The sequence below is a fragment of the Citricoccus zhacaiensis genome (assembly GCF_014645315.1).
Classification (GTDB): domain Bacteria; phylum Actinomycetota; class Actinomycetes; order Actinomycetales; family Micrococcaceae; genus Citricoccus; species Citricoccus zhacaiensis.
The window spans coordinates 108,664-121,591 of the sequence record NZ_BMLQ01000008.1; the positions used below are offsets into that span (position 1 = coordinate 108,664).

Sequence of the window (12,928 nt, forward strand, 5' to 3'; positions counted from 1 at the left end):
CCCATGACTTCTGAGACTTCTGATAACTCCGTGCACGCAGCAGGACGCGACTCCACTCCGGCCATCGCCCAGGACCTGGCCGGCAAGGGCGTCATCGTCACCGGATCCAGCCGGGGTGTGGGCGCGGACACCGCCCAGCTGCTCGCCGCCCGCGGGGCCGGCGTCATCGTCAACTACCGCCAGAAGGCGCCCCGCGCCAACAAAGTGGTGGGCGCCATCGAGGCGGCAGGCGGCCGTGCCGTGGCCGTGGGCGCGGACATCACCACCGCCGAGGGCCGCAAGGCCATGGTGGACGCCGCCGTCGAGGCCTTCGGGTCCCTGGACATCCTGGTGCTCAACGCCTCCGGCGGCATGGAGACCTCGATGGGCGAGGACTACGCCACCGTGCTGAACCGTGACTCCCAGCTGGCCATGCTCGAGACCGCACTCGAGGTCATGCCGTCCGGCGGCCAGGTGGTCTTCGTCACGAGCCACCAGGCACACTTCATCGACTCCGTCCCCACCATGGACGCCTACGTCCCGGTGGCCCGGTCCAAGCGTGCCGGTGAGGTCGCCCTGCGCGAGCGGATTCCGGTATTGCAGGATCGGGGCATCGGCTTCGTGGTGGTGTCCGGGGACATGATCGAGGGGACCATCACGGCCACCATGCTCAACCGTGCCGAGCCCGGTGCCCTCGAGGCCCGCCGCGAGGCCGCCGGCAAGCTCTACTCGGTGGCCGAGTTCGCAGCGGAGATCGCCGCTGTGGTGGGTTCTGCCGGCCGGGATCTGCCGGTCGGCCACACCGAGTACGTCGGCGGCGCCCAGGACTTCCTCGACGTGGCCGGAGACCCCGACCACCGCTAGACAACAGAGGGCTTTCAGGACAGAGGGCTTTCAGTCGACTTCGTGGGGGTGTTCTGCATCGAACCCCCGTGAAGTCGACTGAAAGTGCGCGGTGCGGGCGGCTACAGGCCGGCCAGCACGCGCAGGACGTCCAGGGAGGGCAGATCCAGCTCGACGTGCGCGTGGGCGCGAAGGGCCGGCTTGGCGCAGAACGCCACGGCCAGCCCCGCGGCCTGGAGCATATCGATGTCATTCGCGCCATCCCCGGCTGCGATGACGCCGTCTGCGTGGACCCCGGCCGCCGCGGACCAGGCACGCAGCATCTCTGCCTTCACGGCCCGGTCCACCACCGTGCCCAGCACCCGGCCGGTGAGGCGGCCCTCCACGATCTCCAGGTCGTTCGCACGGTACTGGTCCAGGCCGAGATCGGCCGCGAGGGGCGCGAGGACCTGGGTGAAGCCGCCGGACACGGCACACACCTGCCACCCGGCTGCCTGGAAGGCACCGATGACCTCTCGCGCGCCCGGCTGGGGCTCGACGGCGGCCACCACCTGGTCGATGACGCCGGCGTCCAGTCCCGCCAGAGCCTTGACCCGGTGATGGAGCGATTGGGTGAAGTCCAGTTCACCGCGCATCGCGGCCTCGGTCACGGCGGCCACCTCCGCCTCGCGGCCCGCGTGGGCGGCCAACAGTTCGATGACCTCCTGGCGGATGAGGGTCGAGTCCACATCCATGACCAGCATCTTCGGCCGGGCCGCCAGTGCGGCGGCCGGGACCACCGCGGCGGCGTGCCCCTCCGGGAGCAGGCCGAGATCGGGGCGGCCCGCCGCCTCTCCGGCCTGCACGTGCCACCGCCAGCCGTGGAAGCCGACGCCGGCCACCGGCTCGGCATGGGCCGGCACCACCGGCGGGGTCGAGATCGGGTCGGAGTCTGCACCGCCGGTACCCGGGGCATAGACCAGGACCAGGTCCGTCCCGATGGAGGAGGGGACGATGTCCGGACCGGTGGACGGGGAAACAATGGGCGGCATGCCGTGGCCTTTCGTGCTTCAAGGGGTGTTTCTAGCCTAGTGTTTGAATCATGACCAGCCCCTCTTTCCAGCCTCTGCGCGCCGCCACGGACCACCAACTGTTCACCCCCTCGGGTGAGTCGGTCGTGGAGATGGCCGGGGTCGGTGTCCGCAGGGGCACCAAGGACCTGCTGTCCGAGGTCAGCTGGCAGGTCCGGGAGGGTGAGCGCTGGATCATCATGGGACCCAACGGGGCGGGCAAGTCGACGCTGCTGCAGGTCGCCTCCACCCGTATGCACCCGACCACCGGCATGGTGGGCATCCTCGACGAGGTGCTCGGCGCCGTCGACGTGTTCGAGCTGCGCCCGCGCATCGGACTGTCCTCCGCGGCACTGGCCCAGCAGCTCCCGGACGGGGAGACGGTGCTGAACGCCGTGCTGACCGCGTCCTGGGGTGTCATGGGTCGCTGGAACGAGGCCTATGACACCGTGGACGAGGAGCGAGCCCGCCGCCTGATCTGGCAGTGGGGCCTACGAGGCTACGAGGACCGCCGGTTCGGCACCCTGTCCGAGGGTGAACGCAAGCGTGTCCTCGTGGCCCGGGCCCTGATGACCGACCCGGAGCTGCTGCTGCTGGACGAGCCGGCCGCGGGTCTCGATCTGGCCGGACGTGAGACTCTCGTCCGGGCGCTGACCCGGCTGGCCTCTGACCCCGCCGCTCCCGCCCTCGTGCTGGTGACCCACCACGTGGAGGAGGTCCCGCCCGGATTCACCCATGCGTTGCTCATGCGCCAAGGACGGGTGGTGGCCGCAGGACCCCTGGAGCAGACGCTGACCGAGGACCATCTCTCGACCGCTTTCGGTCTGCCCCTCAAGGTCACGCGAGTCGACGGCCGCTACACGGCCGTCGCCCGCTGACCGGCCCCCGGGGGATTACCGCGTGGACGTACTGGGCCTCGATGTCATGGGTCTGGACCTGTGGCAGGTCATCGTCATCCTGCTGGCAGGTTTCTGGGCCGGCACCATCAACACCGTGGTGGGTTCCGGCACCCTCGTGACCTTTCCCGTGCTGGTGGCGATGGGCTTTCCGCCCGTCACCGCACAGATCTCCAATGCCATGGGCCTGGTGGCCGCCGGCGTCTCCGGAGTCTTCGGCTTCCGCCGTGAGCTGGCAGCCTCCAAGGCCGTGCTGCCGGCCCTGACGATCGCCTCCCTCCTCGGCGGCCTCGTGGGAGCGTTCCTCCTGATGGTGTTACCGGAAGAGGTCTTCGGGGTCGCCGCCCCGATCCTCATCGCCGTGGCCATCTGCTTTGTGGTCTTCCAACCCGCCCTGTCCCGGTGGGTCCGCCGGCGGAAGGCCGGCGAAGACAACATCGAGGAGCCGGAGACCCCCACGGGGCCGGTGTCTCCCGTGCTCTGGACGCTCATCTTCGCCGCGGGCATCTACGGTGGTTACTTCGTGGCCGCCCAGGGTGTCCTGTTGCTGGGCATCATGGGGGTGTTCCTGTCCGGAGCCCTCGTCTACGCGAACGCCATCAAGACCTGGCTGTCCCTGGCGGTGAACCTCATCGCCGCCGTGTCCTACCTGATCTTCGCCTTCGACCGTATTGATTGGCGGGCCGTGCTGCTGATCGCGGTGTCCTCCATGATCGGTGCATCCCTCGGGGCCAAGATCGGCCGCCGCATCAAGCCGTTCTGGCTTCGCGTGGTCATCGTCATCGTCGGGGTGGCGGGCCTCGTGAACCTGGCGTGGCCCTTGGTAACCGGTGGGTGAACCCCTCGGGCCCCTCAGGTCGATCGGGGCCAACGGCGCCATCGAGGTGACCGACCCCGCGGATCCGCGGGTGGAGGTCTTCAGTGGCCTCACCGATGCCGCCCTGCGCCGCCGGCAGGACGCCGTCCACGGAATCTACCTCGCGGAGTCCTCACTGGTGGTCCGCCGGGCCCTGGACGCGGGCCACCGGCCGCGCTCCTTCTTCCTGGCGCACCGGTATCTCGACTCGATGGCCGATGTCTTCGCCGCCCATCCGGGCGTCCCGGTCTACACGGGCACGGACGCCATGCTCGAATCGATCACCGGCTTCCACCTGCACCGCGGTGCCCTGGCCGCCATGGAACGGCCCATGCCGCACACGGTCGAGGAGCTGCTGACCGGGGCCCGCCGCATCGCCGTGCTGGAGAACGTCTCCGACCACACCAACATCGGGGCCATCTTCCGTTCGGCCGCCGCGATCGGCATCGACGCCGTGCTGGTGACACCGCAATGCGCGGACCCGTTCTACCGCCGTTCCATCCGTGTCTCGATGGGGGCCGTGTTCCGGGTGCCGTGGACACGCATCGACCCCTGGCCAGCTGGCATCGAGGTGCTGAAGGACGCCGGCTTCACGGTGGCGGGGATGACCCTGGGACACGGTGCCATCACGCTGGATGACCTGGTCGCCGAGGATCACGGGAGGCTCGCCCTGGTGTTCGGCCACGAGGGTGACGGGCTGGCGGCCGAGACGGAGCGGCGGCTCGACAGGAGAGTCACCATTCCCATGATGAATGAGGTCGATTCGCTCAACGTCGCCGCCTCCGCGGCTATCGCCTTCTACGCGACACGGTAGTGACTCACAGTGAGGCGGCAGACGTCTCCCGGTTCGGTTTCGCTGCCGGGTGTCGGATGACTCTCCTTGGGCCCATGCGTTATAGTGGGTAGCTGGCCGTGCTGCGGTCAACCACGACACGTTCCTCATCAGCCGCTGGCAAAATCCAGTGGCGCCACCGAAGGATTCCCCATGAAGACTGACATCCATCCCGATTACCAGCTGGTGATCTTCAACGATCTGGCCTCCGGCGAGAAGGTCCTGACCCGCACCACCACCACGTCCCAGAAGACGATGGAGTGGGAAGACGGCAACACCTACCCGGTGATCGACGTGGAAATCTCCGCGGCCTCGCACCCCTTCTACACCGGCAAGCAGCGGATCATGGATACCGCCGGCCGCGTGGAGCGCTTCAACGCCCGCTTCAAGGGCTTCGGCGGCAAGAAGTAAGGCCCACCGCCCTACTGGATGCCCCAGCACACCGGGGCCGATCCAGGACCTTCCCTCGGGGGAAGAGTCCGGATCGGCCCCGGTTTCGTGTTTAACGTGTCTACGGAGTGAGATCGGACCGGTGCACCTCGAGGAGAGCGCTTCTACACGTCCAGCACGGGGAAGAATCCGGTGCCCTGCGCGTCGTCCTCGTCGGCATCCCGGGACCGTCCGTCGCCCTCGCCGTGGGCGCTGTGGCGGATGGACACCACGCACCCCATGATGGCCATGAACAGCATGATGATCCCCAGGGGATTGGACAACGCCGCAGCGGCACCCGCCGCTCCCGGTCCTGCCCAGGCCCCCAACACGGACGACGCCCCCTCACCGGTATCCGGCAGGGTGAACCCGAGGGCGATCCCGCACCCCCAGGACATCAGCAGGATCGTGCAGGCCCGGACGGAGGGGTAGCGCGCTGGACGCCGCGCCGGCACGGCGAGGGCGACGACGGACAGGACCAGCAGCACCGGGGCCAGGGTGGCCGCGTAGATGGGTGTCAGGTCTCCGGTGCTGTCTGTGAGGAGGCGCCCACCGGCCAGCCACGCCGGAACCACCACGGCCAGGACCCAGCCGAGGCGAGCCGTCCACCGGCGGAATCCCTCCCCACTCTGCGGAGGGCGGGAACCAGGGGTCGTTGAGGATGAGACGAGTGGGGCGGTCATGCCCCGATCCTAGCCAGCGGACCAGACCCCCGAGGTGCCACGACGGTGCGAGCCGAGCAGGTGCGTGTTCACGATGCCGACGGCCTCCATCAGGGCGAACACAGTGGTGGGGCCGACGAAGGAGAACCCCTTGGAACGCAGGGCCTTGGCGGCCGCGACCGACTCGGGGGACCGGCTGGGGATCTCGTCCAGCGTTCGGGGCCGTGGCGTCGTCTCCGGTTGGAAGGACCAGATGAGCTCCGCCAGCCCGCCCTCATCTCGTAGGGCGACCGTCGCGCGGGCGTTGCCGATCGTGGCCAGGATCTTGGCCCGGTTGCGGACGATGCCGGCATCCCCGAGCAGGCGCTCCACATCACCGTCGTCGAAGGCGGCCACCGCGTCCGGGGCGAAGTCCGCGAAGGCCAGCCGGAAGGCCGGTCGCTTGCGGAGGATGGTGGCCCAGGACAGGCCCGACTGGAAGGCCTCCAGGCTCAGGCGCTCGAACAGGCCCCGTTCGTCCCGGACCGGCAGACCCCATTCCCCGTCGTAGTACTCCCGCAGCATCAGGTCCTTGGAGGCCCATAGGGGCCGGGCCAGGCCGTCCTCGCCGACCACCAGGCCCGCATCACGAGCATCAGTCGTGGCGGACATCGTCCGTGTCTCGTCACTCATGCCGCGGCGTTCTCCTTCTCCAGCTCCAGCAACAGGGTCTTCGCCTCCAGGCCGCCGAGGTAGCCACCGAGGCTGCCGTCCGAGCGCAGCACCCGGTGACAGGGGACCACCACGGGCAGCGGATTGGTGGCACAGGCGGTACCCACCGCACGCACGGCCTTGGGGTTCTCAAGCCGTTCGGCGAGTTCCCGGTACGTGGCGGTCTGCCCGTAGCCGATTCCAGGAAGTTCCCGTTGGACGGCCAGCCGGAACCCCGAGGACAGGATGAAGTCCACGGGGACCTCGAAACGGCTGCGGTGTCCGGTGAAGTACTCCTCGAGCTCGCGGGCCACTGCCTCCAACTTCCACGGGGCATGCAGCAACCGGGGGCTGATCCTCTCGGACAGCCCGGCCAGCACCTGGGAGAATCCCTCACTGTCGAAGGCCACGCGAACCAGGCCGCGGGGGCCGGCCACGAGCAGGAGCCGGCCCACAGGGCTGTCCACGATGCGGTAGGCCAGGTCCAGCAGCTCTGCCTCCTCAGCGCGATGGGACAGCCGGTCCCGCAGGGCCGTCAGATCCGCCTCGGCCACCGAGAAACGCCCCTGGAGTCCGGTACCTGCCAGCGAATCCGGCGGCTCGGGAGAGCGCGCAGTAGTCGCGGGTGGCGTGGTGGATGGTGTGATCGGTGGTGGGGTCATGGGCTTCGTCATCATCGTGGTCCTCTGGGTCCTATCGTCAGTGACGACGCGGTGTGAACCGGTGTCCTCTCGTCCTCCTCAAGAATCCGCCGCAGCGTCCGGACGCCATCCGAGGAGGCGCGCCGGACTGCTTCCACGCTGCCGCCGATCAGGGCGGCCGTCTCGGCATGGGGAAGCCCGCCGAGGTAGTGGTAGGCCACGGCCAGACGTTGTCGGTCCGGGAGGGACGCCACCACGGACCAGATCCCGTCCGCCCCAGTGCCCGGCAACCCGTCCGCCGCCGAGCGTTCGGGAAGCGTCTCCATCGGCACCGCACCGCGGCCCCGGGCGCGGAGGACGTCGATCGATTTGCGGCCGGCCACGCGCACGAGCCACGCCTCCAAGTTTGTCCCCGGCGCCAGGTCCGGCCACTGCCGCAGCGCTGCCAGGAAGGTCTCCTGCCACGCGTCATCGGCGTCAGGGCCGGGCCCCAGCACGGCTCGGCACACCCGCAACACGGTGGCCCCGTGCCGTTGGACGGCCTGTTCGAACGGTTCTGTCATCGTCATCACACAGTAGACGCGTCAGCTCTCCGGAACGTGAGGTGTGAAGATGGAATCATGAACACCCCTCTCGGATCCTCCCACCATGGCGAGTACAAGGTCGCCGGCGGCAAGCTGGTCATCGCGGACCTGACGGTCTCCGACGGGGCCGTCGCCACGGCCAGCATCAACGGGGACTTCTTCCTCGAGCCGGACGAGGCCCTGCAGGACATCAACCGCTCGCTCCTGGGGCTGGACCTCAACGCACCCCACGGGACCATCGCCGAGACGGTGCGCGCCGCCGTCGGGCCCGAGACGGTGATGTTCGGCTTCGATCCGGCCGCCGTGGCCACGGCAGTGCGCCGCGCCCTGGGTCACGCGACCACGTGGGAGGACCATGAGTGGGAGATCCTCGCGCCGCAGCCGCTGCCCATCACCAGCCAGGTGGCGCTGGACCAGATCCTCACCGAGGACGTGGCCGCGGGCCGGCGCCGGCCCGCACTGCGACTGTGGCAGTGGACGGAGCCGGCGGTCGTCATCGGATCGTTCCAGTCCCTGGCCAATGAGGTGGATCCGGAGGGCGTCGAGCGGCACGGGATCACGGTCGCGCGCCGCATCTCCGGCGGCGGGGCCATGTTCATGGAGGCGGACAACTGTGTCACCTACTCGCTCTACCTGCCGCAGTCCCTCGTGGATGGCATGAGCTTCGCGGACTCCTACCCGTTCCTCGACGCCTGGGCCATGGACGCCCTGGCCAGGACCGGCGTGGAGGCGTTCTATCAGCCGCTGAACGACATCGCCACGCCGGAGGGCAAGATCGGTGGCGCCGCGCAGAAGCGGCTGGCCAGCGGGGGACTGCTGCACCACGTCACCATGAGCTATGACATCGACGCGGACAAGATGACCGAGGTCCTGCGCATCGGCCGGGAGAAGATCCGGGACAAGGGCATCCGCTCCGCCAAGAAGCGAGTCGACCCGCTGCGGCGACAGACCGGCCTGACGCGCCCGGAGATCTGGGAGACCATGATGTCCACGTTCACCGACCGCTATGGGGCCACCCGGACGCACCTCACCGAGGACGAGATCTCTCGCGCGGAGGCCTTGGCCACCGCGAAGTTCACGACGCCGGCCTGGACGGCCCGGGTGCCATAGTCCCGGAGCGCTCGGGTTGACTCAGGACCGACTCAGGGCCGGCCGGCTGCCTGCGCCCGCAATGCCCGCAGCATGTCGTCCGTCTCCTCGATGACGAGCCGGCGCAGGGCCCGCGGGGAGTCCGGATGGGCCTGCAGCCAGTCGTGCGCCGCCAGCACCACGGGGTGGCGCCCCTGGTCCTCGGGCGCGCCCGGGAGGGCATCCTGCGCCGAGGGGAACAGCCCGACGATGGTCCGGGAAGCCAGACCATTGGACCGGCTGGACCAGATGGCCTCCAGCTCCGGCCAGAACCGTTCGGCGAACGGTGCCGCGAGGTCCGGGCGGGACGCGGTGAAACCGGCTGCCGTGGCCGAGAGGTGGTCGTTGGACAACGTCTGACCGTCCGCCGTGCGGCCCGTCATCACGGCCTCCCAGGCCGCCCGGCGCACGGGGGCCTCGGGAATCGCCGCGGACGCCATCCGGTGTCGGACGGCGTTGGCCGCGGTGACGTCGGCCTGGAGCGCCGCGTCCAGATCGTCCTGCGCGGCCAGCCCGAGGGCGGCCAGCCCCTGCCAGGCCGCCCAGCGGACCTCTGCGTCCACGTCCAGCCCCGGGGCCACCACGGCACGGTCCCGCTCCGCCTCCGGGCCGGAGGCCACGAGCGCCTGCAGGACCGCCACGAGGTGCTCCTCGGCTGCAGCGGCTCCCTCATCACGAGCGCCGCGGACCAGCCGGGCCAGGGTACGCACTGCGGACCGCTGCCGGTCGCTGCCGGCGCCCGTCGTCTGCAGGGCGTCGGCCAGCGCGGCCCCCAGGCGGGACCGCACGGCGGGCCGGTCCGGCCGCGGAACGTACCGGGACACGGCACTCAGGGCCTGCTCGAGCACCCGTCCGTACAGGCCGGCGTCGGCCATCAGTCCAGAGAGCCGGCACGCCGCGTCCACGAACTGGGCCGCGGGCAGGACGGCGTCCCGGGTCATGTTCCACAGCGCGGCCCACACGGTGGCGCAGGCCAGATCGTTCTCGACGGGATAGCGGAGGACCGCGTGCAGCGAGGCCTCGTCGAGCCGGATCATGGCGTACGTGAGGTCCTCGTCGTTGGGGAGGATGAGCTGCACGGCCTCCGAGTCGCCGGAGGCCGGCAGCACCACCTGCGTGCTGGTTCCGGCTCGATGGGAAGGCACCTCCACGTCCACCGTGCCGGTGCGGACGAGCCGTCCGACGTCGTCGGGGGAGTACCGACCGACCTTCAGCACATGCGGGCGCAGCACCTCCGCGCCGGTCACGGGGTCCGTGCCCCGGTGGTGGAGGTGTCCGTCCTCCACGCTCAGCTCCGGGACTCCGCGGGTGTGGAGCCAGGTGTCCACCCACTCCGCCAGGTCCCGCCCGGAGGCCTCCGCGAGGGCGTCCACGAAGTCGGCGAGGGAGGCGTTGCCCCAGGCATGCCGGGCGAAGTACTGGCGGGAGGCCGTCATGAAGGCGTCCCGCCCCACGAAGGCCACCAGCTGTTTGAGCACGGAGGCCCCCTTGGCGTAGGTGATGCCGTCGAAGTTCTGCCGGGCCGCCTCGAGGTCGGTGATGTCGGCCACGATCGGGTGGGTGGTCGGATACTGGTCCTGGACGTAGGCCCACCCCTTGCGCCGATTGGCGAAGGTGGTCCAGGCCCCGGTGAACTCCGTGGCCTCGGCGACGGCGAGGGTGCCCATGTAGTCCGCGAACGACTCCTTCAGCCACAGGTCGTCCCACCAGCGCATGGTCACGAGGTCGCCGAACCACATGTGGGCCATCTCGTGCATGATCGTGGTGGCCCGGGCCTCGTACTGCGCCGCGGTGGCCTGTGAGGTGAAGACGTAGTCCTCGGTGAAGGTCACCAGTCCCGGGTTCTCCATGGCGCCGAGGTTGTACTCGGGTACGAAGGCCTGCCCGTACTTGCCCCACAGGTACGGGACCCCGAAGAGGTCATGGAAGAAGTCGAGTCCGGCCCGGGTGGTGGCGAACAGCCGTTCGGCGTCCAGGGAGGCGGCCATGGAGGCCCGGCAGTACAGGGCCAGGGGCACCTCCGGGGCGCCCGACGCCGGATGGCCGGCCCAGCGGTCTGCCCACGTGGCGTACGGCCCGGCCAGCAGCGTGGTGAGGTACGTGGACAGCGGCGGGGTGGGCGCGAAGTCGACGGTCACCAGGTTGCGGGCGGGCGTCACAGCGTCTGCCACGCCCTCTGCCAAACTGCCTGCCGCCACGACGGCTGGCTGGCGCGCGGTCTCCGGTTGGTTCGAGGCCAGCACCCAGTGTCCGGGGCCGGTCAGGTGGAAGGTGAACCGTGCCTTCAGGTCGGGTTGCTCGAAGTTCGCGAACACCCGGCGGGCGTCGGCCGGCTCGTATTGGGTGTACAGGTAGGTCTGCCCGTCCGCGGGATCCACGAAGCGGTGCAGTCCCTCGCCCGAGGTCGAGTAGAGGGCGGTCCCGATGACGGTGACCTCGTTCTCTGCGGCCAGGTCCTCCAACAGGATGCGCGCACGCCCCGCCACCCGGGTGTGATCCAGGGTCCGGCCGTTGAGGACCACCGACTCCACGCCGTCGTTGATGAAATCGAGAAACGTCCACGTTCCCGGATTCACACAGGAGAAGGTGAGGGTCGTCGTCGAGCGATAGCCGGAAGCGGCTGGGTCCAGGGCCGTGGACAGGTCGATGTGGACGTCGTATTCGCGGGTGATGACCTGGTGGGACCGGGCGAACGCCTCGTCCCGGGTCAGGTTCGTGCGGTCCAGGAACGTCGGGAGCGCATCGGGCACGGGCGCGTCCAGCGTGTTGTCGGTCACCATGAGAGATATTCAACCACTCTTTCACGAAGTCGTGATCGAGGGCTCCCGAGAGACGCAGCTCCCCGCATCGCCGCAGCCCCTGGAGGCACATGGTCACGCGTCCTGGTGCGCTCCTGGTGCCGTCCTGGTCTGCTGGTGCTCAGTTGCTCGGCGGCATCTCCACGTGCACGACCTTCACCTGGGTCATCTCGTCGAGCAGTTCCGGCCCATAGCCGAAACCTGCGCCGCTGTCCCGCCGGGGCTGCGCCGCGCCACCGGGGGCACCGCCGAAGACGTTGTTGACCTTGACGGTGCCTGCCGGCAGCTCCGCGATGGCCCGTTGGGCGTGGGCGATCCGGCTCGTCAGGACCGTCGCCGCCAGGCCGTAGCGATCCCGGGACGCCAGATGCAGGCCCTCGGCGAAGCTGTCCACCACCCTGACCGGAGCGACCGGTCCGAAGGTCTCCTCGGTCATCACCTGCATGGCATCGGTACAGTCCCGCAGGACGGTGGCGGGGTAGAACGAGCCGGCCCCCTCGGGGACCTCCCCACCTTCCAGGGCAGTGGCCCCGTCTTGAAGCGCCGCCCGGACGTGACCGTGCACCGCGTCCCGCATCCGGCGGTCCACCAGCGGGGCCAGGGCGGCCTCGCGGTTGCGTTGTCGGGCCTCGGCGGCCAGCGCGTGCAGGAACGGTTCCGCCACGGCCCGGTGTACGTAGATGCGTTCCACGGAGGTGCAGATCTGACCCGCGTTCGTGAACGCGCCGATCGCCGCCTGCTCGGCGGCCCATGCCGGGTCGACGTCGTCATCCACCACGAGGGGGTCGTTGCCGCCGTTCTCCCGGATCACGTGTGCTCCGGTGTCCAGGGCGGCCCGGGCAATGGCGCGGCCGGTCTCGGTCGAGCCCACGTGGGCTAAGACATCGAGGTCAGCCTGGTCGGCCAGCAACCGCCCGGTCTCCGGGCCGCCGGTCACGGTGACCAGCACGCCGTCGGGCAGGGCTGCCGTGAGGATCTCGCCGAGGCGGGCACCGGTGTGCGGGCAGCGTTCGCTGGGCTTGTGCACCACGGTGTTGCCGGTGACGAGGGCAGCGCCCAGCAGACCCGCGGCGACAGCCACCGGGTCGTTCCAGGGGGTGATCGCGGCCACGACGCCACGCGGTTCGGCCACGGTGTAGTCGGCCGCCAGGGTGCCTCCGCGCAGGGCATGGCCACGGTGCACCGGGCCGAGTTCCGCATACTGGTGCAGGGTCCCGACCCCGGCCAGGACGCCACCGAGGGCTTCATGCGCCAGCTTGCCGGTCTCCCGGGTGTTGAGGGCGGCCACCTCCTCGGCATGCTCGGCCAGCGCGTCGGCTGCGGCGCGCACCAGCCGGCCCCGCTCCTCGGGACTCGTCCCGGCCCAGTCCCGGGCCGCTGCCCTGGCTGTGGCGATGGCATCGCGGACCTCCTCCGCTCCCGCGCAGGGCAGTGTGCCGACGGGCGTGCCGTCATGGGGGCTCAGGACCGTCATCTCGGCTGGTGGAATCGCTGTCGTCATGGTTCCGACACTAACGGTCTGGGGTTACGGTGGGGGAATC

At 69.9% G+C, this 12,928-nt stretch carries 13 protein-coding genes; 6 read left to right on the forward strand and 7 right to left on the reverse strand.

From position 1 onward, the window contains the following. Positions 1-3 precede the first annotated feature (3 nt). Positions 4-843, forward strand: coding sequence for an SDR family oxidoreductase (locus IEX49_RS13410; RefSeq protein WP_188806666.1), 840 nt, complete (start codon positions 4-6; stop codon positions 841-843). Between the two features lie 101 nt (positions 844-944). On the opposite strand, the gene serB is transcribed toward IEX49_RS13410, so the two are convergent. After that, on the reverse strand, positions 945-1,853 hold the full coding sequence (gene serB / locus IEX49_RS13415) for a phosphoserine phosphatase SerB (protein ID WP_188806667.1): 909 nt from the start codon (positions 1,851-1,853) through the stop codon (positions 945-947). A 131-nt stretch (positions 1,854-1,984) separates the two neighbouring features. On the opposite strand from serB, the gene IEX49_RS13420 reads away from it, so the two are divergent. The 4 genes from IEX49_RS13420 (at position 1,985) to IEX49_RS13435 (ending at position 4,866) form a co-directional block, all read left to right on the forward strand. Next, the gene (locus IEX49_RS13420; protein WP_188806728.1) at positions 1,985-2,749 is read left to right on the forward strand and encodes an ABC transporter ATP-binding protein; all 765 of its coding nucleotides are present in this window, start codon (positions 1,985-1,987) and stop codon (positions 2,747-2,749) included. 46 nt (positions 2,750-2,795) lie between these two features. After that, positions 2,796-3,605, forward strand: a complete 810-nt coding sequence (locus IEX49_RS13425) for a sulfite exporter TauE/SafE family protein (protein WP_188806729.1) — start codon at positions 2,796-2,798, stop codon at positions 3,603-3,605. Next, positions 3,598-4,437 (forward strand): TrmH family RNA methyltransferase, encoded by an 840-nt coding sequence (locus IEX49_RS13430; protein WP_229672674.1) that lies wholly within the window; start codon positions 3,598-3,600, stop codon positions 4,435-4,437. Before IEX49_RS13425 ends, IEX49_RS13430 begins: the two co-directional genes overlap by 8 nt. A gap of 171 nt (positions 4,438-4,608) precedes the next feature. Further along, entirely contained in the window at positions 4,609-4,866 is a 258-nt protein-coding gene (locus IEX49_RS13435; RefSeq protein WP_115931261.1) for a type B 50S ribosomal protein L31, read from the forward strand. Positions 4,867-5,009: 143 nt separating this feature from the next. Here IEX49_RS13435 and IEX49_RS13440 read toward each other — a convergent pair whose 3' ends face one another. Genes IEX49_RS13440 through IEX49_RS13455 form a run of 4 tightly spaced genes read right to left on the reverse strand, consistent with a single transcriptional unit; the run spans position 5,010 to position 7,440 of the window. Then, on the reverse strand, positions 5,010-5,567 hold the full coding sequence (locus tag IEX49_RS13440) for a hypothetical protein (RefSeq protein WP_188806668.1): 558 nt from the start codon (positions 5,565-5,567) through the stop codon (positions 5,010-5,012). A 9-nt stretch (positions 5,568-5,576) separates the two neighbouring features. Next, positions 5,577-6,218 carry a DNA-3-methyladenine glycosylase I gene (locus IEX49_RS13445; protein WP_268237721.1) on the reverse strand — a complete coding sequence of 214 codons (642 nt, stop codon included), beginning with the start codon at positions 6,216-6,218 and terminating at the stop codon, positions 5,577-5,579. Continuing rightward, a complete protein-coding gene (locus IEX49_RS13450; RefSeq protein ID WP_229672675.1) occupies positions 6,215-6,913 on the reverse strand; it encodes a methylated-DNA--[protein]-cysteine S-methyltransferase in 699 nt (232 codons plus the stop codon). Before IEX49_RS13450 ends, IEX49_RS13445 begins: the two co-directional genes overlap by 4 nt. Then, positions 6,910-7,440, reverse strand: a complete 531-nt coding sequence (locus tag IEX49_RS13455; protein WP_188806669.1) for an RNA polymerase sigma factor — start codon at positions 7,438-7,440, stop codon at positions 6,910-6,912. Before IEX49_RS13455 ends, IEX49_RS13450 begins: the two co-directional genes overlap by 4 nt. Positions 7,441-7,497: 57 nt before the next feature. Between IEX49_RS13455 and lplAB the strand changes: the two genes are divergently transcribed. Continuing rightward, positions 7,498-8,571, forward strand: a complete 1,074-nt coding sequence (gene lplAB / locus IEX49_RS13460; protein ID WP_188806670.1) for a lipoate-protein ligase LplAB — start codon at positions 7,498-7,500, stop codon at positions 8,569-8,571. Positions 8,572-8,603: 32 nt separating this feature from the next. On the opposite strand, the gene pepN is transcribed toward lplAB, so the two are convergent. Then, complete coding sequence (pepN, locus tag IEX49_RS13465; RefSeq protein ID WP_229672676.1) at positions 8,604-11,369, reverse strand: aminopeptidase N; 2,766 nt, start codon at positions 11,367-11,369, stop codon at positions 8,604-8,606. Positions 11,370-11,508: 139 nt separating this feature from the next. After that, a complete protein-coding gene (locus IEX49_RS13470; protein ID WP_188806671.1) occupies positions 11,509-12,888 on the reverse strand; it encodes an aldehyde dehydrogenase family protein in 1,380 nt (459 codons plus the stop codon). Positions 12,889-12,928 lie beyond the last annotated feature (40 nt).